At 73.1% G+C, this 20,584-nt stretch carries 17 protein-coding genes; 5 read left to right on the plus strand and 12 right to left on the minus strand.

Annotated elements, in window-relative coordinates; all coding sequences use genetic code 11:
- Positions 1-107 precede the first annotated feature (107 nt).
- From acnA to DNL27_RS07650, 3 genes are all read right to left on the minus strand, one after another.
- The gene (gene acnA / locus DNL27_RS07640; RefSeq protein WP_112235181.1) at positions 108-2,915 is read right to left on the minus strand and encodes an aconitate hydratase AcnA; all 2,808 of its coding nucleotides are present in this window, start codon (positions 2,913-2,915) and stop codon (positions 108-110) included.
- A gap of 167 nt (positions 2,916-3,082) precedes the next feature.
- Positions 3,083-4,519 (minus strand): class I SAM-dependent RNA methyltransferase, encoded by a 1,437-nt coding sequence (locus DNL27_RS07645; RefSeq protein ID WP_112235182.1) that lies wholly within the window; start codon positions 4,517-4,519, stop codon positions 3,083-3,085.
- The gene (locus DNL27_RS07650; protein WP_112235183.1) at positions 4,516-6,489 is read right to left on the minus strand and encodes an APC family permease; all 1,974 of its coding nucleotides are present in this window, start codon (positions 6,487-6,489) and stop codon (positions 4,516-4,518) included. The genes DNL27_RS07645 and DNL27_RS07650 overlap by 4 nt, the downstream gene beginning before the upstream one ends.
- Before the next feature lie 60 nt (positions 6,490-6,549).
- Between DNL27_RS07650 and DNL27_RS07655 the strand changes: the two genes are divergently transcribed.
- Together DNL27_RS07655 and DNL27_RS07660 are read left to right on the plus strand one after the other, a co-directional pair.
- A complete protein-coding gene (locus DNL27_RS07655) occupies positions 6,550-7,269 on the plus strand; it encodes a TrkA family potassium uptake protein (RefSeq protein WP_012398486.1) in 720 nt (239 codons plus the stop codon).
- Entirely contained in the window at positions 7,269-8,027 is a 759-nt protein-coding gene (locus DNL27_RS07660; protein ID WP_112235184.1) for a TrkA family potassium uptake protein, read from the plus strand. Before DNL27_RS07655 ends, DNL27_RS07660 begins: the two co-directional genes overlap by 1 nt.
- Here DNL27_RS07660 and DNL27_RS07665 read toward each other — a convergent pair.
- The 4 genes from DNL27_RS07665 to dut all read right to left on the minus strand — a co-directional run bounded on the left by DNL27_RS07665 (position 7,933) and on the right by dut (position 10,414).
- The gene (locus tag DNL27_RS07665) at positions 7,933-8,640 is read right to left on the minus strand and encodes a DUF3159 domain-containing protein (protein ID WP_112235185.1); all 708 of its coding nucleotides are present in this window, start codon (positions 8,638-8,640) and stop codon (positions 7,933-7,935) included. The two genes, DNL27_RS07660 and DNL27_RS07665, sit on opposite strands and share 95 nt — an antisense overlap.
- On the minus strand, positions 8,637-9,005 hold the full coding sequence (locus DNL27_RS07670; protein WP_112235186.1) for a hypothetical protein: 369 nt from the start codon (positions 9,003-9,005) through the stop codon (positions 8,637-8,639). Before DNL27_RS07670 ends, DNL27_RS07665 begins: the two co-directional genes overlap by 4 nt.
- A gap of 2 nt (positions 9,006-9,007) precedes the next feature.
- Complete coding sequence (locus DNL27_RS07675; protein ID WP_012398490.1) at positions 9,008-9,799, minus strand: DUF3710 domain-containing protein; 792 nt, start codon at positions 9,797-9,799, stop codon at positions 9,008-9,010.
- A gap of 153 nt (positions 9,800-9,952) precedes the next feature.
- Positions 9,953-10,414 (minus strand): dUTP diphosphatase, encoded by a 462-nt coding sequence (gene dut, locus DNL27_RS07680; RefSeq protein ID WP_112235187.1) that lies wholly within the window; start codon positions 10,412-10,414, stop codon positions 9,953-9,955.
- Between the two features lie 79 nt (positions 10,415-10,493).
- Here dut and DNL27_RS12445 point away from each other — a divergent pair, with 79 nt between their 5' ends.
- Positions 10,494-11,306, plus strand: a complete 813-nt coding sequence (locus DNL27_RS12445; protein WP_239494288.1) for a DUF3093 domain-containing protein — start codon at positions 10,494-10,496, stop codon at positions 11,304-11,306.
- 97 nt (positions 11,307-11,403) lie between these two features.
- Here DNL27_RS12445 and DNL27_RS07695 read toward each other — a convergent pair whose 3' ends face one another.
- A complete protein-coding gene (locus DNL27_RS07695; protein ID WP_041297620.1) occupies positions 11,404-11,703 on the minus strand; it encodes a DUF4193 domain-containing protein in 300 nt (99 codons plus the stop codon).
- A 319-nt stretch (positions 11,704-12,022) separates the two neighbouring features.
- Between DNL27_RS07695 and sepH the strand changes: the two genes are divergently transcribed.
- Together sepH and DNL27_RS12150 are read left to right on the plus strand one after the other, a co-directional pair.
- Positions 12,023-13,558 (plus strand): septation protein SepH, encoded by a 1,536-nt coding sequence (gene sepH, locus DNL27_RS07700; protein WP_112235189.1) that lies wholly within the window; start codon positions 12,023-12,025, stop codon positions 13,556-13,558.
- A 138-nt stretch (positions 13,559-13,696) separates the two neighbouring features.
- Positions 13,697-14,296 (plus strand): hypothetical protein, encoded by a 600-nt coding sequence (locus DNL27_RS12150; RefSeq protein ID WP_162627109.1) that lies wholly within the window; start codon positions 13,697-13,699, stop codon positions 14,294-14,296.
- Positions 14,297-14,332: 36 nt separating this feature from the next.
- On the opposite strand, the gene DNL27_RS07710 is transcribed toward DNL27_RS12150, so the two are convergent.
- The 4 genes from DNL27_RS07710 to DNL27_RS07725 form a co-directional block, all read right to left on the minus strand.
- Complete coding sequence (locus tag DNL27_RS07710) at positions 14,333-15,481, minus strand: alkaline phosphatase family protein (protein ID WP_112235191.1); 1,149 nt, start codon at positions 15,479-15,481, stop codon at positions 14,333-14,335.
- Entirely contained in the window at positions 15,478-16,179 is a 702-nt protein-coding gene (locus DNL27_RS07715) for a DUF5998 family protein (protein ID WP_041297374.1), read from the minus strand. The genes DNL27_RS07710 and DNL27_RS07715 overlap by 4 nt, the downstream gene beginning before the upstream one ends.
- Before the next feature lie 73 nt (positions 16,180-16,252).
- Complete coding sequence (locus tag DNL27_RS07720; protein ID WP_112235192.1) at positions 16,253-17,860, minus strand: serine/threonine-protein kinase; 1,608 nt, start codon at positions 17,858-17,860, stop codon at positions 16,253-16,255.
- A 12-nt stretch (positions 17,861-17,872) separates the two neighbouring features.
- Entirely contained in the window at positions 17,873-20,563 is a 2,691-nt protein-coding gene (locus DNL27_RS07725; protein ID WP_112235193.1) for a GNAT family N-acetyltransferase, read from the minus strand.
- Between the last annotated feature and the right edge of the window lie 21 nt (positions 20,564-20,584).

The following is a 20,584-nucleotide window of genomic DNA, read 5'->3' on the forward strand; positions in this document are numbered from 1 at the left end:
ATCTTACTCGCCCGCACCCGTGCCCCCTCCCGGGGTCCCGGACAACGCCACCGGCCGGTGACCCCCGAGGGGGTCACCGGCCGGTGGGGTGAGTGGCGCCCGGTGGGCTACTTGGCGATCTGGCGCAGCACGTACTGCAGGATGCCGCCGTTGCGGTAGTAGTCCGCCTCACCCGGGGTGTCGATGCGCAGCACGGCGTCGAACTCCACGGTGGAGCCGTCCTCCTTGGTGGCGGTGACCTTGAGGGTCTTGGGGGTCTGGCCGTCGTTGAGCGCAGTGACCCCTTCGATCGAGAAGGTCTCGGTGCCATCCAACCCCAGGGAGTCCGCGGACTCGCCCTCGGGGAACTGCAGGGGCAGCACACCCATGCCGATCAGGTTGGAGCGGTGGATGCGCTCGTAGGACTGCGCGATGACCGCGCGCACGCCCAGCAGGGACGTGCCCTTGGCCGCCCAGTCGCGCGAGGAACCGGAGCCGTACTCCTTGCCGCCCAGCACCACCAGGGGCACGCCGGCCTCCTGGTAGTTCATGGCGGCGTCGTACACAGCGGCCTGCGGGCCACCCTCCTGGGTGAAGTCGCGGGTGAAACCGCCCTCCACACCGTCGAGCAGCTGGTTCTTGATCCGGATGTTCGCGAACGTACCGCGGATCATGACCTCGTGGTTGCCGCGGCGGGAACCGTAGGAGTTGAAGTCCTTGCGCTGCACGCCGTGCTCGGTGAGGTACTTACCCGCGGGGGTGTCGGACTTGAACGAGCCAGCCGGGGAGATGTGGTCCGTGGTCACGGAATCGCCCAGCTTGAGCAGCACGCGCGCGCCCTCGATGTCCTCCACCGGGATGGTCTCCATGGTCATGCCGTCGAAGTACGGTGGCTTGCGCACGTAGGTGGACTCGGGGTCCCATTCGAACACGTCACCCGTGGGGGTGTCCAGGTTCTGCCAACGCTCGTCACCGTCGAAGATGGTGCCGTACTCGCGGTCGAACATGCCCGTGTCGATCGAGGCGTCGATGATCTTTTGGACCTCGGTGGGACCCGGCCAGATGTTCTTGAGGAACACGTCCTGACCGTTCGAGTCCTGGCCCAGGGGCTCGTTCTCGAAGTCGAAGTCCATGGTCCCGGCCAGCGCGTACGCGATGACCAGCGGCGGGGACGCGAGGTAGTTCATCTTCACGTCCGGGTTGATCCGGCCCTCGAAGTTGCGGTTGCCGGAGAGCACCGAGGTCACCGCGAGGTCGTTGTCCTGCACGGCCTGGGAGATCTCGGGCTCCAGGGGCCCGGAGTTACCGATGCACGTGGTGCAGCCGTAACCCACGATGTAGAAGCCGAGCTCCTCGAGGGCCGGGAGCAGACCGGACTTCTCGTAGTACTCGGTGACCACGCGCGAGCCCGGGGCGATCGAGGTCTTGACCCACGGCTTGGCCTTGAGGCCCTTCTCCGTGGCGTTGCGCGCGAGCACGGCCGCGGCCATCATGACCGAGGGGTTGGACGTGTTGGTGCAGGACGTGATCGAGGCGATCGACACGGCACCGTGGTCCAGCTCGAAGGAACGCCCGTCCTCCATGGAGACCTCCACGCGGTGCTCGGCGCGCTCCCGCAGGTCGTTCGCGGAGCTCTCGCGCGGTGCGTCCTGGGGGTCCTGCTCGTCGGTGGCGTCGTGAGACGGGGCGTCGGACGCCGGGAAGGACTCGACGACGTCCGGGTCCGCCTCCACGGACTTGTCCTCGGCCACGTAGTTCACGAGGTCGTCGCGGAACTGTTCCTTGGAGCGGGTCAGCTCGATGCGGTCCTGGGGACGCTTGGGCCCGGAGATCGAGGGGACCACGGTGGACAGGTCCAACTCGAGGTACTCGGAGTAGGCGACCTCGTGCTCGGGGTCGTGCCACATGCCCTGTTCCTTGGTGTACGCCTCGATCAGGGCGATCTGCTCCTCGGAGCGGCCCGTGAGCGCCAGGTAGTCCAGGGTCACCTGGTCGATCGGGAAGATCGCCGCGGTGGAACCGAACTCCGGGGACATGTTGCCGATCGTGGCGCGGTTGGCCAGCGGCACCGCTGCCACGCCCTCACCGTAGAACTCCACGAACTTGCCCACCACGCCGTGCTCACGCAGCATCTCCGTGATGGTCAGCACCACGTCCGTGGCGGTCGCACCGGAGGGGATCTCGCCGGTGAGCTTGAAGCCCACCACGCGCGGGATCAGCATGGAGATGGGCTGACCGAGCATCGCGGCCTCGGCCTCGATGCCGCCCACACCCCAGCCGAGCACGCCGATGCCGTTCTCCATGGTGGTGTGGGAGTCGGTGCCCACGCAGGTGTCCGGGTACGCGCGCACGGTGCCGTCCACCTCGCGGGTCATGACCACGCGGGCCAGGTTCTCGATGTTGACCTGGTGCACGATGCCCATTCCGGGCGGCACCACCTTGAAGTCGTCGAACGCGGTCTGACCCCAGCGCAGGAACTGGTAGCGCTCGCCGTTGCGCTGGTACTCGATGTCCATGTTGCGCTCGATCGCGTCGGCGGAGCCGAAGGCGTCGATCTGCACCGAGTGGTCGATGACCAGCTCGGCCGGAGCGAGCGGGTTCACGCGGGAGGGGTCTCCCCCGAGGTCCGCGACGGCCTCGCGCATGGTGGCGAGGTCCACGATGCAGGGCACGCCGGTGAAGTCCTGCATGATCACGCGACCAGGGGTGAACTGGATCTCCGTGTCGGGCTGGGCGCTGGGGTCCCAGGACCCCAGGGCCTCGATGTGCTTGCTCGTGACGTTGGCACCGTCCTCGGTGCGCAGCAGGTTCTCGAGCAGGACCTTCAGGCTGTAGGGGAGCTTCTCGGCTCCCTCCACGGCGTTCAGTCGGAAAATTTCGTAGTCGGTGCCCTTGACGTTGAGAACGCCCTTGGCTCCAAAGCTGTCCACAGTCATGGTGTGGAACTCCTCTCGCCACCGTCGGTTACGTTCTGCGCGCACGGTGCAGACTTGCGCCCCCGTGCACGTGGAACGGTCCCTGCCAGTGTAGCCCGTGCCACGCCCGCGCCCCGGCATGACCACCCCGGCGGCGGCGCACGGACGTGGGTCGCGTCACGCGGGGCTCACGCGTCCCGGCGCAGCAGCGCCACGGCCTCCACGTGGTGGGTGTTGGGGTACAGGTCGAAGCCGGAGACGTCCTCGATCCGCCAGCCGCGGCGCCGCAGCCGCCCGAGGTCGCGCCCGAGTGCTGCCGGATCGCACGCCACGTACACGATCCGCCGCGGCCCGGCCTGGTCCACCGCCGCGAGCACCTCCTTCGCGGCACCCGCACGCGGCGGATCCATGATCACGGCGTCGGGCCGCGGGGGTGCCACGGTGCGCGCGTCCCGGGACGACGCCGCCCAACCGCCTCCCCGGCGCCGGTCACCGCGCCGGGCGCCGCCGCGTCCGGTGAGCACCCGGGCCACGTCCCCGCGCACGCCCGTGACGTGCGGGGCCCCGGCGAGGTTGTGGGCGGCGTCGGCGGAGGTCACCGGGGAGCCCTCCACGGCGAAGACGCGCCCGCGCTCCCCCACGGCGTCGGCGGCGACCGCCGTGAACAGCCCGGCCCCGCTGTAGAGGTCCCAGACCGTCTCCCCCGGCTCCAGCCGCGCGGCCTCGAGCACGGCGCGGGACAGGGTCTCAGGGGCCTCGCGGTGGATCTGCCAGAACCCCGTGGGGCTCACCCGCCACTGCAGCCGCCGGGGCCCGGATCCGTCGAGGCCCGGGAGCTCGAGCGTCTCGCACACACCGGGCTCGCCGGCCCACGTGGCGATCCGGCGATGGTCCGCCGAGCGCGCGGTCACGGACACCCCGTGCTCCTCGCCCCACTGCGTGAGCTCACCGCGCAGCGCGTCGATCTGCGGCTCACTCGTGTCTGGGCGCAGGCTCACGTGCAGCAGCGCGCACAGCCCGTTCGACGGCGCGGCGACGTCCACGCGCTCGGCCCCCGGCAGCCGCAGGGACCACGGGGCGAGCTCGCGGATCGCGTCCGTGGCCAGGGGCATGTCCGTGACCGCCACGAGCTCGTCCGAGCGGTGGGGGTGCATCCCCGCCCGGCCGTCCGCCGCGACGTCCAGGTGCAGCCGCGTGCGCCAGCCGGTGCCGTCCGCGCGCTCGTGCGCGGTGGCCTGCACGTTGCCGTCCCACGTGTGGCCCGCGAGGTGCTCGAGCTGCTCGGCGAGCACCCGGGTCTTGAGCTCGCGCTGCAGGGTCAGTTCCACGTGCCCGAACTCGGCACCGCCCACGGGTGCCGTGCCCCGGGAGTCCGCCAGGGCGGCGTCGGCTTGGGACCAGACGTGCTGGCCCCGCCGGCCCGCCGCGGGCTCCAGCACCTCGACCGCGTCACCGCGCCAGTAGGAGGCCTCGGGCTGGGCGTCGCTGAGCCGTACGCGCACGAGCTCCCCGGGCAGCCCGTGGCGCACGAACACCACGCGGCCCTCGTCCGTGCGGGCCACCACGTGACCCCCGTGGGCCACGTCCCCCAGGCGCAGCTCGAGCGTGTGCGGGGTCTGTGTCATCGGGAGTTCTCCGTGAGTTGCAGTTCGCGCACCGATTCCAGGTGCCAGGGCACGGAGGCGATCATGACTCCGCGTTCGTAGTGCAGCCGGGTCCGCAGGGGGCGGATGGCCTGGTTGTGCAGGAAGCGCTCCCACCCGCGGCCCACCACGTACTCCGGGAGGTAGACGATCACGAGGTCGCGCGGGGACTTGCGCCGGATGCCACGGATGTGGGCGACCACCGGGCCCACGGTGTCCCGGTAGGGGGAGGCCAGCACGGTGATGGGCACGGGGATCTCCAGGGACTGCCACTGCCGCACGATCTCCTGCGTGCGGGTGCGGTCCGTGTCCACCACCACGGCCTCGAGCGTCGAGGGCCGGGACGCCCGGGCGTAGGTCAGCGCGCGCACCACGGGCTTGCGCACGGAGGTGACCACGATGATCGAGTGCACGCGCGAGGGCAGGGCACGCACCATCGAGTCCGGGTGCACGGCGAGCTCGGCGTCCACCGAGCGGTAGTGGTGGGCGATCGCGCGCATGAACACCGTGGTGAGCGCGATCGCCACGATGGTCAGCCACGCCCCCTGCACGAACTTGGTCACGAGGATCACCACGAACACCGCCGCGCACGCTACCAGCGCGATCGCCGCCACGCCGAGGCGCAGCGCGAACTGGCGGTTGGTGGTGCGCGACGTGCGGGTGCGCCGCACGCGGGTCCAGTGCCGGACCATGCCCGCCTGGGTCAGGGTGAACGCGAAGAACGCCCCCACCACGTACAGCTGGATCAGCGCGTTGACGTTTGCCCCGAACACGAGCGTGAACCCGGCCGCCACCACGGACAGCAGCACGATGCCGTTGGTGAACGCGAACCGGTCCCCGCGGCTCTGCAGCTGCCGCGGCAGCAGGGCGGAGGACGCCAGGCGGGACGCGAGCACCGGGAAGCCCGAGTAGGCTGTGTTGGCGGCCATGAACAGCACCCCCACCGTGGCCAGGGCGAGCACCACGACCCACACGGAGTCCGCACCCGTGACGGCCTGGGCGATCTGCGCCAGCACCGGGACCTGGTAGAAGGACGCGTCCGGGGCGTGGCCCCCGATCAGCAGCTGCCGCGCGGGGTCCATGACCACCACCACGCCCGTGCGGCGGGTGAGGTAGAGCACGCCCAGCAGCAGCACGGCGGAGAGGGCACCGAGGACGGCGAGGGTCCGCGCGGCGTTGAGCGCCTTGGGCTTGCGGAAGTAGGGCACGGAGTGCGTGATGGTCTCCACCCCGGTCACGGCCACCGCCCCGGAGGAGAAGGCCCGCAGCACGAGCATGGCGCCCGCGAGCCCCACCAGTCCGGAGTCCATGCCCTCGGCGGGCAGCACGTCGTAGGCCGCCGACGGCGCGGGGCCCAGCGCCCCGGTGACGTCCTGCACCACACCCACCACGATGAGCAGCAGCACCACCGCCAAGAACGCGTACGTGGGCACGGAGGACGCCCGGCCCATGAACTTCAGCCCGCGCAGGTTCAGCAGTCCCACCAGGGCGATCCCCACCACGGCGACCACCGTGCGGTGCCCCACGAGCCACGGGAACACCGCGGCGAGGTACTGGGCGGCGGCGGCCATCGACACGGCCACCACCAGCGTGTAGTCCACGAGCAGCGCGGCCCCCACGGCCGCCCCGGCGGGACGACCCAGGTTCTTGGACGCGATCTCGAAGTCGGCCCCGCCGGACGGGTAGGCCCTCACGTTCTGGCGGTAGGCGGTGATGATCACGGCCAGCACCACGAGCACCGCGAGCCCCACCCACGGGGAGACGACGATCGCGGCGGAGCCCGCGAGCGCGAGCGTCAGGACGATCTCGTCCGGGGCGTACGCGACCGAGGACAGCGCGTCTGAGGCGAACACGGGCAGGGCCGTGCCCTTCGAGAGCACGGTGCCCGCGGCGCGCTCGTTGTGGAGCGGCTTGCCCACGAGCGCGCGGCGGACGAACTGGGACACATACACGTGGGAACACGCTAGTCCCTCGGCCGGTGCTTGTCCCGCGGGGGACCTATGCTGTCGCCCATGGCGCATTTCGTGATCATGGGTGTGGGCAGGGTGGGGATCACCCTCGCGCACGCCCTGGAGGACTCCGGGCACACCGTGGCGGTGATCGACCAGGACGACCGGGCGTTCCGCAAGCTGCGGCCCTCGTTCTCGGGCAAGAAGGTCACCGGACACGGCTTCGACCGCGAGGTGCTCCAGCGCGCCGGGATCGCCGAGGCGTACGCCTTCGCTGCGGTCTCCAGCGGGGACAACTCCAACATCATCGCCGCGCGGGTGGCCCGTGAGACCTTCAAGGTCAAGCACGTGGTGGCGCGGATCTACGATCCCACCCGCGCCGAGTTCTACCAGCGCATGGGCATCCCCACCGTGGCGTCGGTGCGCTGGAGCGCGGACCAGGTGTTGCGGCGGATCCTGCCCGAGCACGCCATCACCGGGGACTTCCGGGAGGCCTCCGGGCGGCTGCAGCTCGGGGAGCTGCCCCTGGACGACTCCTGGTCGGGGCTGCACCTGGACCGCATCGAGGAGGCGGCCGGGGTGCGGATCGCGTTCGTCACCCGGTTCGGGGAGGGCATCCTCCCGGCCAGCGACACCAGCTACCAGCAAGGAGACATCGTGCACGCCATGATGCGCGTGGAGGACGTGGAGCGGGTTGCCCGTGTCCTGTCCCGTCCGCCGTCGGACGAGGTCATGGAGGCCGTGGCCCTGGCCGCGACCCAGGACTCGCGGGGGCGTGGCTGATGCACGTGGTCATCGTGGGCGGGGGCTCCGTGGGCTCCTCGATCGCCCGGGAGCTGCTCTCGCACGGCCACGACGTCGTGGTGGTGGACGCCACCGCCGAGGTGATCGGCCGCTCCAACCTGCGCGGCGCGCAGTGGGTCGTGGGGGACGCGTGCGACCTCGACGTGCTCCAACGCGCGCGGGCGGAGGAGGCGGACGTGGTGGTCGCGGCCACCGGGGACGACAGGGCCAACCTGGTGGTCTCCCTGCTCGCGCGCAGCGAGTTCGGCGTGCCGCGCACCGTGGGCCGCGTGAACAACCCCAAGAACGAGTGGCTCTTCGACGACGCCTGGGGCGTGGACGTGGCGGTGTCCACCCCCCGGCTGATGACGGCGCTCGTGGAGGAGGCCGTGGAGATCGGGGACGTGGTGCGGCTGCTGAGCTTCCAGACCGGGGCGGCCACGCTGTCCGCCTACACGGTCCCGCGCGAGCACCCCGTGGTGGCCAGCACGGTGTCCCAGGTGCCGTGGCCCCCGGACGTGGCGCTCGTGGCCATCCTGCGCGACGGCGTGCCCATCGCCCCCTCGGGCGACGACCTGCTGGAGGGCGGGGACGAGCTGTTCTTCATCACCACCGCGGAGGGTGAGGAGCAGCTGCGGGCCATGTTCACCACGGCCCGGGACGTCAACCTGCAGGCGGCACGTGACGAGGGCGGCTCCACAGCCATCCCACCCACAGCACGGCGGCGTACAGCGGAGCCCCCATCACCAGCCGGGTGATCCCCAGCGCGGCCACGTCCTGCGCGAAGAACAGCGGCAGCTGCACGGCCAGCCGGGCCGCGAACATGGCGATCAGCAGCGCGGTCGCCCGCTGGTACGCGGAGCGCCGCGCCGGCCTGGCATGCCACTCGGTCCCCTCGCCGCGGATGTAGCCGTAGAGCACTCCCAGCAGGGGCCAGCCTGCGGCCGCGGAGACCGCGAGCACCACGATCCCCACGGCGTTGGTGATGAAGCCCCACACGTAGTAGTCGAGGGCATCCCCGCCCACGCGAGCGAACAATGCGCAGATCCCCACGCCCACGAGACCCGCGAACGCCTGGGTCGCGGACTGCCGCTGCGCCAGGCGCACCACCGTGAACACGGCCGCGCTCGCCAGGGACGCGGTGAGCGCCACGGACAGGCTGCCCACGGCGATCACGCACACCAGGTACACCAGACCGGGAAGCACGGACTCCACCACGCCGCGCCAGCCGCCCACGGCGGAGAGCACGTCCAGCTGGCCGCTCTCGTCCCGGCGCCACCCGGAGCGCTGCGCGAAGTCCTCCGCGGCGCGGTGCACCCTCGCCCCGGGGTCCTCCCGGGGCTGCTCCCCCGGCTCCCCCTCGCGCGTCACCGGCCCACCTTCTTGGGCGTCACGATCTCGTAGCGCGGGTTGTACATGGTGGGCACCCCGTCCGGGAAGCACACGACGGCCAGGCACCGCAGCCGGGTGCCGGCGGCCACGCCCGGCACGGTGCGCTGACCGTGCCACAGCAGCTCCACGCCGCACGGCAGGGCGCTGCCCGGGCGCGGAACCTTCAGCAGAGCACGGAAGTGCGGGGCCGTCGTGGCCGGGGCGAGGGTCACCTCCACCACGGTCCCCTCCACGACCGCCCGGCGCCGGGGCCGCTCGCCGCGCGGCGGGGTGAGGTCGCTGTTTGTGGCCTCGGGCTCGGCCATCACGTCGATGGCCCCGGTCAGGGGGTTGTTGCCGGTCACGCTCAGCCGATCTCGGTGATCTCGGGCCCGCGCCGCGGGGGCTGCACCGCGGGGCCCGACGCCGCACGGTCGCCGGCGGTGGCGTCGGAGCCCTCGTGCTCCGGGCCGCCGTGGGCCGGGGTGACCGTGGCGTCCTGCGGCATCGACAGCGTGAGCAGGTCACGGGGCGGGTGCGGGTCCTGGCCGCGCACGACCACGAGGGCGCGCACGGCGTCGTCGAGCACCTCCGCGGTGGTCCCGGGCAGGGCCGCGCCGCCGGTGAACACGGCGCGCAGGAACCAGCGGGGACCGTCGATGCCCACGAACCGGGCCAGGCGGAAGCCCTGCTGCCCGTCCGGGGTGGTGCCGGGGATCCGCACGTCCACCTGCGCCCCGAGGGGGCCCTGCGCGATCGTGGGCTGCGCCCCGTCCCGACGCAGGCCGGCCACGAGCTCGGCCCGGACCTCGTCCCACAGCCCGGAGGACTTCGGGGCGGTGAACGCCTGCAGCTGCACCGAGCCGTCCCGGAAGTCGAGGTTCACCGCGCGCGGCACCTGGGTGGCCTGGTCCACCTCCACGCGCACGGTCACGTCGGCCATCGGCTTGACGAGCAGCGCGCCGAGGTCCAGGTACTCGCCGCGCTCGCCCGTGAACTCCGACTCGTCCCACGGCCCGTTGGCACGGGGGTCCTCGGCCCGGTCGACGTCGCCCCGGGGCTCGGTGGCCTCGCCGTCCTCGGCGCTCGCCGCGGTGGCGCCCGTCTGCTGCGCGGTGTCCGCGGCCTCGGCGCGCGTGCGCTTCCTACGTCCGAACATCAGTGCCTCCAAGAAGTCGTCGAGGGGAAATTCTGGCGGACCCGCACCGCGCGGTCGTCCCGGGTGGGCGCCACCGCCGGGCCCGGTGTGCCCCACGGGGGCCGTACCGGGTCGCCCGCGTCGTGCGCAGCCCAGCGGTTGTTGGCGAGCGGGTCAGTGCGTTCCGGAGGAGCCGAACCCGCGCTCGCCCCGTTCGCTGGTGGGCAGCCGATCGGTGACCCGGAACCGCGCGGTCACCACCTCCTGGACCACCAGCTGGGCGATCCGCTCGCCGCGGCGCACGGTGTAGGGCTGCCGCGCGTCCGTGTTGAGCAGACACACCCTGAGCTCACCCCGGTAGCCGCTGTCCACGGTGCCCGGGGCGTTGACCACCGTGATGCCGTGCTTCGCGGCGAGTCCCGAGCGGGGGTGCACCAGACCCACGTACCCCGCCGGGATCGCCACGGCCACGCCCGTGTCCACGAGCGCGCGCTCGCCGGGCAGCAGCTCCACGTCCGCGCGGGCCCGCAGGTCCGCTCCGGCGTCCCCCTCGCGCGCGTAGGCGGGGGCGGGCAGGTCCAGGTCCAGCAGCTGCAGGGCCACGTCCACCGTGGCGGGGGTGCTCGCGTCAGTCACAGTGCCCCACTCTAACGCGCGGCGCCGGGGCCCCACGCACGGTGGGCCGGCTCCCGGGTGAGTGTGCCAAGGTGGTGCCATGAGTTCTCAGCATCCGGAGCCGGGCGCGGACCGGCCCCCGCGGCGCGACACCGCGGCCACCCCCCGCTCCTCCGCCACGCACCACCCGTCCGAGGCCCGCGGGACGCTCGACGCCGCGGCGCCCTCCCCCGAGCACACCGCCTCGGCCGCCGGTCGCGGTGCCTCCCCCGGCGCGCACGACGACGCGCCCCATGCCGCCGAGCGCGCGGCCCGCTCCGCTCCGGACGCGGCGACCGCGACCCGGCCGGGGCGCGACGCCACCCCCGCGGACCGTCCCCGAGACGGGGACGGTGAGCGGGCGGCGTCGTCCGCGGCGCAGACCCCCGCGACCACCGGCGCGGTGCAGTACTCGGAGAAGCTCACGGTCTCGTGGTGGGTGTGGTTGATCGTCGTGTTCGTGGGAGCGGCCGGCTTCGTGGCCGTGGCACCCATCAGCGTCGCGGTGGGGGTGATCGTGGGCGCCGTGCTCATGATCGGCGTGGGGCTCGCCGTGCACCTGGGGGCCCCGAGCATCGTGCTCACCGACGAGGACCTGCGCGTGGGCCGCGCCTACATCGAGCGCCAGTACGTGGGCGAGGCCGAAGCGCTGCGCGGTGCCGAGGCGCGCACCGCACGCGGGCCGGGGCTCGACGGCCGCGCCTTCATGAACTTCCGGGTGTCCGTCCCGGACCTGTGCCGCATCCGGATCACCGATCCCGTGGACCCCACTCCCTACTGGCTCACCGCCACGCGGCACCCCGACGAGCTGGCGCGCGCCGTCAATGCCGGCGCGGGCCACCGCGCAGAGGCCCCCCGCGACGACAGGCCCTGAGGCGCCCCGCCGCTGCGTGCGCACCGGCACCCGAGAACGACCGCGGGCGGTCACCCGGAAGGGGTGACCGCCCGCGGCGGCTGTGGGAAGGCTTCCGTCAGCCGAGGCACTCGAAGCAGTACTTCACACCGTTGCGCTCCTCGGCGAGCTGCGAACGGTGGCGCACCAGGAAGCAGGAACCGCACGTGAACTCGTCGTCCTGCGCCGGGAGCACCACCACGGAGAGCTCCTCGTTGGAGAGGTCGGCGCCGGGCAGCTCGAAACTCTCGGCCGCCGTGGCTTCGTCTTCGTCAACGCTCCCGGACTGGTGGTCCGACCGCCGGGACTGCAGCTCCTCGATGGAGTCTTCCTTGAGGTCCTCGTCCTGCTTGCGCGGTGCGTCGTAGTCTGTGGCCATGTGTCTATCCGCTCCAACCGGTCTTCGCGAGATCGCTGCGAGAAACGGGTCCCCGGGCGATCTCCCCCGGGGCCGTGTCGCGTAGATTGTTCACCATGGGGGCCGAAAAAGCCAGCACCCCCGCGGGGGTTTTCTCGCACAGCATGATCGTGGCCGCGGGCCCGCTCGCACCGCCCCTCCGCCGGCCCGTCACGACGCCGCCGCGCGGCCCCCACGCCCTGCCCGGTCCCGGCCGGGGCGGGCCAGTAGACTGAGTGCCACGAACGCGCGGCGCGCACCACGGATCCCGTGGCGGACGCACCGGTGAGGGAAGGACAGCATGGAGCAGTTGCGCCTGGCAGGAGTGCACGACGACGGTGAGCACCTCATCGTGGAGACCCCCGATTCCACGAGGTACCTGCTGACCATCGACCAGCAGTTGCGACAGACCATCCAGCACGCGCGCCGCAAACCGCCGGCCCGCGGCCGCGGGGGCGCCTCCTACGGCCCCCGGGACATCCAGGCCAGGTTCCGTGCCGGTGCGAGCGTGGAGGACATCGTCGCGGAGTGCGGCTGGGAGGCGGAGCGCGTCCGGCGCTACGAGTGGCCCATCCTGGCCGAGCGCTCCCACATGGTCAGCGAGGCGTGCCGCGTCAAGGTCTCCGGCACGGATCCCGCCCACGACGGCTACCGCTCGGTCTTCGAGGGCGAGCCCAGGACGCTCGAGGAGACCGTGCTCGAACGCGCCCAGCAGCTTGGGGTGCAGCGCTCCTCGCTGGACTGGGACGCCTGGCTGCGCGAGGACCAGCTGTGGACCGTGCAGCTGAGCTTCACCGCGTCGGAGACCACCTCGGGCCCCGCCGGCACCGGCCCGGCCCGGTGGAGCTTCAACCCCGCCACCCAGAGCGTGCGCCCCGAGAACGACTGGGCCCGCGCCCTCATGGAGGAGCCGCGGGAGACCGGACCGCTCGGCACCGCCGCCCCCGCGGCACCGGCCGCGGCTCCCAGCCCGCAGCTGCGCCGGCTGCAGCACGAGGCGAGCCAGGCCGACGACCTGCTGGACGTGCTGCAGTCCCGGCGCGGCCGCCGGTTGGGCTCGGACGAGACCGCCGACGACCGGCTCGCGGAGATCCTCGGCCGCGGCATGGGCTCCGTGGAGCAGCGTCCGCGTCCCATCGACGCCCCCGAGGACTCCCCGGTCTTCGACCGCCCTATCCAGCCCGCGGCCTCCCAGGTGGCCGAGGAGCAGGCGCTGCGCGGTGAGGGCATCGAGATCGTGGACGACTCCACCCCCGCGCGGCACGAGACCGCCCCCGGCCACGACGCACCCGCCGAGGACCCCTCCAGCGGTGGCGCCGCGTTCTCGGCAGGACCGTCGGGGACCGTGCACCGCGGGACGGGGACGTCCCGGGACGCCGCGTCCGAGGACGGGGAGGCAGAGACCCCCGCCGCGGAGAGCTGGGTGGACGTGACCGGCACGGAGGCCGCCGCCGAGGTCACCACCGGCGAGGACGGCACGGAACCGGCAGCCGGTGCGCCCACCACGCGGGAGACCGTGGCGCCGGTGGCCGCGCTGCACCCGCGCTCGACCTCCCCCGCCGCGCCCTCGGACGCGCCCGAGCACACCGGTGCGGGCGGCTCCGCAACCCGCGACCACGGGGCGGACACCTCACCGGCGGAGACCTCACCGGCGGAGCCCCGCCAGGATGCTGCGGACACCCAGCAGGGCGGGGAGCACGACGTCACCGGGACCCACCGGGGCTCCGACCGGGATGACGACGCCCCGGCCCCCGGTCCCCGCGGCCGCACCCCCAAGGCCAAGCGCTCGTCGGTGCCCAGCTGGGACGACATCGTCTTCGGCGCCAACAGGTCCTGACCCCCGATCCCCGGCCCCACGTGCTGTGGTGCGCCGGGGCCGCACCACGCGGTACAGTCGCGTGGAGCGGACCGGGACCAGGGGAGAACACGACCCGGCCGCGCGTGTGGTCATGGGCGATTCCGAGGGACAATGGGCATGAGCAACTCCATCCAGGACGATCTATTCGGGGACGACTCCCAGCCGACGGGCTCGGCGAGCGCCGAGTCCCGCTCTGGGGCGCGTCGATTCCTCGCGCCCGCGGCCCTGGGCGGTGCGGCCCTGCTGGTGCTGGTGGGCGTGGGTGCGGTGGCGTTCACGGGCCTCACCGGCGGCTCGGACGATCCCGCGCCCGCGGACTTCGCGAGCCAGACCCCCTCCAGCACGCCGAGCCCCACCCCCACACTCTCCGCGACCCCGAGCCCCACCCCCACCGTGGAGCCGACCCTGCCGCCGGAGCAGTACTACGTTCCCCCGCAGCAGCCAGTGGCGCCCGTGCAGCCGGTGGTGCCCGTTCCGCAGCCGCCCGTGGTGCCTCAGCCGGCTCCGACCACAGCCGAGCCCACGGAGGCTCCCGAGCCCACCAAGGCGCCGGCACCTACCAAGCCCCCGGCACCCACCCAGGCCCCGATACCGCCGAAGCCCCCGCAGCCCACGCTCCCCCCGCCCGAGAAGCCCAAGCCCACGAAGCCTGCGGGCAAGGGGGCCGCCGTGGAGCAGCCTGGGCCCGCGGCCACGCAGGGCACGTCCTCCCGGTGAGGCCCGGGGCCGCGTGCCCCGGTCAGGGGCGCGGACTCACCACAGCAGGGCAGGGACGCGCCGCTCGTCGTCCGTGAGTGAACCGTGCTGGCCCACCATCGCGAGGGGGCGGGTTCCCTGGCGGGCGACGTCGTGGAGAGCGATCTCCTCGCGGCCCAGGATCCACACGTCCCCGGCGCGGGCGAGCAGTGCCGGATCCGGATCGGGGCCGAAGTAGCCCCCCTGCACGAGGGCCTCGCGCGTGGCCACCCACACGGCGTCCCCGAAGTGGTGCCGCCACGTGCGCGCCACCGTCGCGGGGTCGGTGCCCGGCGTCACGTGCAGCTGCAGGGCCCGGGGCTCCCCGGCCGTGAGGTGCACGCCCGCCATGAGCTCCGGGTCCGCGCTGACGTCGATCCGGTGCTCCGGGACCACGTCCACCATGCCGTGGTCCGCGCTGAGCAGCACCCGGGTGTTCGCGGGCAACCGGGTGACCAGCCGTTTCAGGGCCGAGTCCAGCTCCTCGAGGGCATGCAACCACGCGTCCGAGCGCCAACCGAGCTTGTGGCCTGTCTTGTCCAGCTCGTCCCAGTAGAAGTACACCAGCCCGCGTCGCCCCTCGCGCAGCTGCTCGAGCGCCCGGGAGGACCGGGCGTACACGCCGTCGGCGCCCACGAACCGCCCGCCGCGCAGCGCGGCACGGGTCAGGGCGGAGGTCTCGAATCGGGGTGCGCTCACGGTTACGGCGTCCACGTGCTGCTCGGCGCGCTGCAGCACGGTGGGAACCGGCTGCCACTGCAGCGGGTCCACGTCCGCGGGCCAGTTGCCGAGCATGTTGACCACCCTGCCGCTTGCGGGGTCCAGGACGTCGTAGCCCAGCATGCCGTGGCGCCCGGGCGCCGCACCGGTGCCCAGGCTGGACAGGGACACGGACGTGGTGGAGGGGAACGCGGCGTCAAGCTCGCCCAGGGAGTCCGCCGCGCGCAGCGTGGGTGCGTAGCCGGAGACCTCGCGCAGCAGCCGCGAGCCCAGCCCGTCCACGAGCACCACCACGTAGCGCCGGGCGGCGGGCAGCCCCAGGGCGTTGGACGTGCCCGGGACCCCCACGGCGGCCGCCGCGGAGGACAGCGTCTCGGCGATCGAGCGGCTGCCGTAGCGTGGCGCGGGAGGCAGCGTGTCCGGGAGCGCGGCGGGCGCCCCGGTCACGAGGTGTGCCCCGTGTCCCGCCCGCCGAGCCGGTGGCTGAAGCGGCTGCGCGGGGTGGCGCCCTCGGCCCGCGGTGCCCCGGCGTGGGGAGCCGCCAGCTGGGCGCCGGAGTCGGTCAGGGGCGCCACGTTGGCCCGGCGCAGGGTGCGCGCGAACTCCCGGGCGCCCTCCACGGCGTCCTGCCCGTCTGCCTCGGAGCTGATGCGCATCACCACGTCCTCGCTCGCCGCGGTGCCCGTGTAGCCGTGATCGGCCTGGCACTCGGGGTCCTCGCACATCGCGGGGTAGAGCTCGAGCTGCTGCGTGCCCGTCCAGCTCACCGCGAGGTTGAGCTCCATGATGGGCGTTCCCGGCTGGTAGTCCTGGGGTTGGTGGTACGCGTAGCTCAGGGTCACCGAGCGGATCTGGGAGATCGGCACCGTCTCGGTGGAGACCCGCGCCACGGTCTCCGCGCCGGTGTCGTCGTACTGCTGGTCGTCCACGTGCGTGATGTGCAGCACGTCCTCGGCCAGCACGAGCGCGGTGATGTGGCGGTGCAGCTCGGTGTTGGTGAAGTGCGTCTCCAGCTGCACGAGGTGGGACACGGGCTGCCGCCCGTCCAGGGAGTCGTTGACCACGTCCGTGACGAGCTGGGGGTAGAACCCCGCCTTCTCGATGTCCTGGACGAGCCGCGAACCATCGGGTGCTGAGTAAGTCATGGGCCCATTGTCCTCCACCGCGGCCCCCGGGGCACACCGTGTCAGCGAACGGCGCCCGGGCCGCACTCCCGCGTCAGGGCGTCACGACGCAGGAGACGGTCCCGTCCTCGAGCTGGGTGCACTGGGGGGTCACGTCCGTGGTGGGTGCCGGGCTCCGTGCTGGGGTCCCGCCGCCTCCCGGAGCTCGCGCCGGGGCGCTCGTGCTGGGCGCCGCGGGGTCCGGGTCCCCCGTTCCGGTCCACCGTGCCAGCACGGGTCCCAGCCACAGGTATCCCACCACCACGGCGAGCACCGCGAGCAGCACGCCCAGCAGCCACCACGGCCACCGCGCACGACGCCGCGCGGCGGGTCCGCGCGCAGCCGCCCCGCCCGCACGCGAGAACGCGCCCGTGCCGCGTCCCGCCGAACCGGTCGGCTCGGACACCGTCCCGTCCACGGGCAGGGTGGACGTGTCCCCGGCTGCCCGCACCTCCTCCGCCGCGCCGGAGGGTCCGGTGAGCCGCTGCACGGGCGGGGGCTGCGCGGCGTCGATGAGCTCGGTGCTGTCCTCGGCGGGCGGCTCGGCGAACGAGCGGGCAGGAACCTCCCCGGGGGCTGCGGAGTGCGGGTCGGCGGCGACCCCGGCGGAGGGACCCGTCGCGGTCACAGGGGCGGTCACAGGGGCGAACGGGCGCAGCACATCGGTCCCGCGCTGCGCCATCTCGGGCCGGTCCTGGACCGGGACGGCCTGGCGGTGCACGGCGTGCCAGGCAATGGGCGCGTCCTCGGTGCACGCGGCCCCGGAGGGCAGCCGGGCGGCGTCGGCCACCGGGGACAGCTCACGCTCCGTGGTGGGCTCGAGCACGTCGAAGACCTCGAAGGGCTCGCCCTCTGCGGTCTCGGCCGAGCGCCCCAGCCGCCGGTCGGCCGTCTCCAGCAGGCCTGCGAGCAGCCGGTCCGCCGCCCGGACCCGCTGCTCGGGGTCGGGGTCCAGCAGCCCGGCGACCCCCGCGCGCAGGCACGGCGAGTCCGCGAACAGCCCGAGCGCGGCGACGTCGCCCGGACCCAGCGGATCGCCGCTGAGATCGGCCTCGGGCAGCACCATGCGCACCGCGGTCACGCCCGCCGCGTAGAGGTCCATGCCGGGCGAGGGGTTGCCGGGGGCGTACGCCTCCGTGGGCAGGTATCCGGGGGTTCCCACGACCGTTCCGGTGTGGGTCAGGCGGGCGTCATCGACCCGCACCGCGATCCCGAAGTCCGCGAGCCGCGCCACCGGCAGGGCCGAGCCGGTGGGCTCCAGCAGCACGTTGGCGGGCTTGACGTCGCGGTGCACCCATCCCCTGGTGTGCACGAAGCGCAGGGCCTCCAGCAGCTGGCAGACGAGCTCCTCCGCGAGCCAGTCCGCCACCGCCCCGTTGTCCTGCAGCGCGGCCTCCAGGGTGCCGCCCGAGACCAGTTCCATGGCGATTGCCACGTGCTCATCCTCTGCGGCCCACCCGTACGGTGCCACCACGTGCGGGTGCTCCAGGTTCACGGTCTGCTCGCGGACGAAGCGCAGCAGCTCCGCAGAGTCCCGCTGACGCAGCACCTTGGCCGCGCACTCCCGGCCGAGCCGGAGGTCGTGGGCACGCCACACGGCACCGCTGCCGCCCTCCGCGATGGGCGTCAGCAACTCGAACCGGCCGGCGATCGTGTCCCGCACTCGGTGCTGCGCCTAGCCCAGCATCGCGCGGCGCGCGCTGTCGGTGCGCTGGCCGGGATCGCCGATCTTGACGCTCGCCGAGAGCACGGTCAGCACGGAGCCGGAGAGCACCACGGGGTTCAGCTCCAGGAACGCGACCTGCGGGAAGCGGTCCTTGAGGTACGCCACGCGGTTGACCAGCCGTTCCAGGCCCGTGGTGTCCACGGGCGGAACCCCCTGGTAGCCGAAGAGCTTGCGCGCGGCCTTGGGCGCCCGCACCATGCGCGTGATGTCCCGGTCAGTGAGCGGGGGCACCCGGTGGGCCCAGTCGTCCAGCAGGTTCACGGCGTCCCCGGCCATCCCGAAGGAGAGCACGGGCCCGATCAGCGGGTCCTCGGCGGCGCGCAGCACCACGGTCTGACCAGTGGGGGCCATGGACTGCACCTCGAAGTCCGTGGCGTTCCACCCCGCCAGGGTCCGGCGCATGGTCTCGATCGCCGCCCGCAGCTGCTCCGCATCCTCCAGGTTCAGCACCACGCCGCCGAGGTCCAGGCGGTGGCGCAGGAACGGGTCCGTGGTCTTCAGCGCCACCGGGTAGCCCAGCCGCTCGGCGGCAGCACACGCCTCGTCGGGATCCGTGAAGCGCGCCGACTCGAGCACCGCGATGCCCGCGCAGCTCAGCAGCTCGTTGCGCTCGGCGATCGTCAGCTCGTACAACGTGTCCCCGCTGACCTTCTCCCGCTGCCGCTCCAGGAACTTCTCCACGCCGTCGAAGTCGAAGCCCTCCGGGTCCACCACCACGCCATGGTCCTGCGAGCGCCAGGACGTGTAGTCGATCACGCGGGCGAGCGCCGTCATCGCGGCGCCGGGCGAGTCGAAGCACGGCAGGGCGGCGTCGCCGTCCGTGCGCACCGCGGTGGTGACGGCGTGCGGGCCGAACTCGCCCGTGAACACCAGCAGGGTGGTGCGCCCCGCCTCGCTCGCGGCGTGGGCGACGTCGCGGAGCACCGCGTCACGGTCCAGGCCGGGGACGGGCATCAGCACGACCACGAGGCTGTCCTCGGTGTCCCGCGCGAACTCGGCGCGCACCGCGGCGAGGACGGCCTCGCGGGCGGCCGCGGCGCCGTGGGTGGTGTCCACGGAACCGTCCACCGTGCCGGGTTCGAGGTCCAGGCGCAGGGCGGTGTCCTCGGTGAGCTGGGCCAGCGCGAGCGCGTTGGAGAGCACCGCGACGCGCCGCGAGCGCGGCAGCGGCTGGCACTCGGCCACGGCGGCGATGTCCATGAGCTGCTCCGTGGTGGCCGCGCGGATCACCCCAGCCTGACGGAACATGGCGTCCAGGGCGCCGGCGGGGGCCTGGGTGACGCGTCCCGTGTGCCCGGGCGGCAGGCGCAGGCCGGTGACCTCGGACTTGGCGACGATCACGGGCTTGGTCAGGGACAGCCTGCGGGCGATGCGCGAGAACTTGCGGGGGTTACCGACGGACTGCAGGTACAGCCCGCACACGGTGGTCCCGGGGTCGTCCTCCCAGTGCTGCATGAGGTCATTGCCGGAGACGTCCGCGCGGTTGCCCGCCGAGAGGTAGCTGGACACCCCCACCCCGTGGCGCAGCGCCGCGCCGTAGAGCATGGTGCCCACCGCGCCGGACTGGGAGAACAGGCCCAGCCCGCCGCGCCGCGGCAGCTCGGGCAGCACGGACGCGTTGAGGGAGACCTCGGGGTCCGTGTTGATCAGCCCCAGGCTGGCCGGGCCCACCACGCGCATCCCCGCGGCCCGCGCGATCCGCACGAGCCGGCGCTGGGCCGTGGCCCCCTCCAGGCCGTCCTCGGCGTAGCCGCCGGTCATCACGACGACGGCGCGCACGCCGGCCCTGCCGCAGTCCGTCACCGCGTCCTCCACGGCCTCCCGGGGCACGGCGATCAGGGCGAGGTCCACGGGGCCCTCGATCTCGGACAGGGACGGGACGAAGGTGAGGCCCTCCCGCTCGTAGGGGGTGTGCCCCACACCGTAGAGGGTTCCGGTAAAGCCGCCGGCCAGGATGCCCTCCACCGCGTGGTGCCCGGCGTGGTCCTCGTGGGCGGAGGCCCCGACCACGGCGATGGTGGAGGGCGTGAGCAGGTCCTTGACCGAGCGCGCCTCCGCGCGGTGCTCGCGCGCGGCCATCACGGCCAGGGACTTCTCGGTGGGGTCGATGTCGAAGTCCACCACCACCACGCCGTCCTCGAACTGGCGGGAGACGTCGTAGCCGGCCTCCACGAACACGTGGAGCATCTTGCGGTTCTCGGGCAGCACCTCCGCCGTGAAGCGGTCGATGCCGTTCTCCCGTGCGGCCGCGGCCAGGTGCTCCAGGAGGATGGAACCGATGCCCCGGCCCTGGTGGTGGTCCGAGATCATGAATGCCACCTCGGCGGCCCGCGGCGTGGTGCGGTCGTAGCGTCCCACGCCGATGAGCCGCTCCCCCAGCATCAGCACGAAGCACACGCGGTCCACGTGGTCCACCGTGGTGAAGCGCTCCAGCTCCCGCTGGGACAGCCGGGGCTTGTAGGAGAAGAAGCGCAGGTAGATGCTGTCCTGGGACTGCGAGGAGTGGAACTGCTGCAGCAGCTCCTGGTCCTGCGGGCTGATGGGCCGCAGGTGGGCGGTGGCTCCGTCGCGCAGGATCACGTCCGCCTCCCAGTACTCGGGGTAGGACTGCTGCTGCGGAGTCTCGTCGTGGGAACCCATAGACTTCAGACTAGCCAACCG

Origin of the sequence: Kocuria sp. BT304 (genome assembly GCF_003290245.1) — a bacterium.
Classification (GTDB): domain Bacteria; phylum Actinomycetota; class Actinomycetes; order Actinomycetales; family Micrococcaceae; genus Kocuria; species Kocuria rhizophila_A.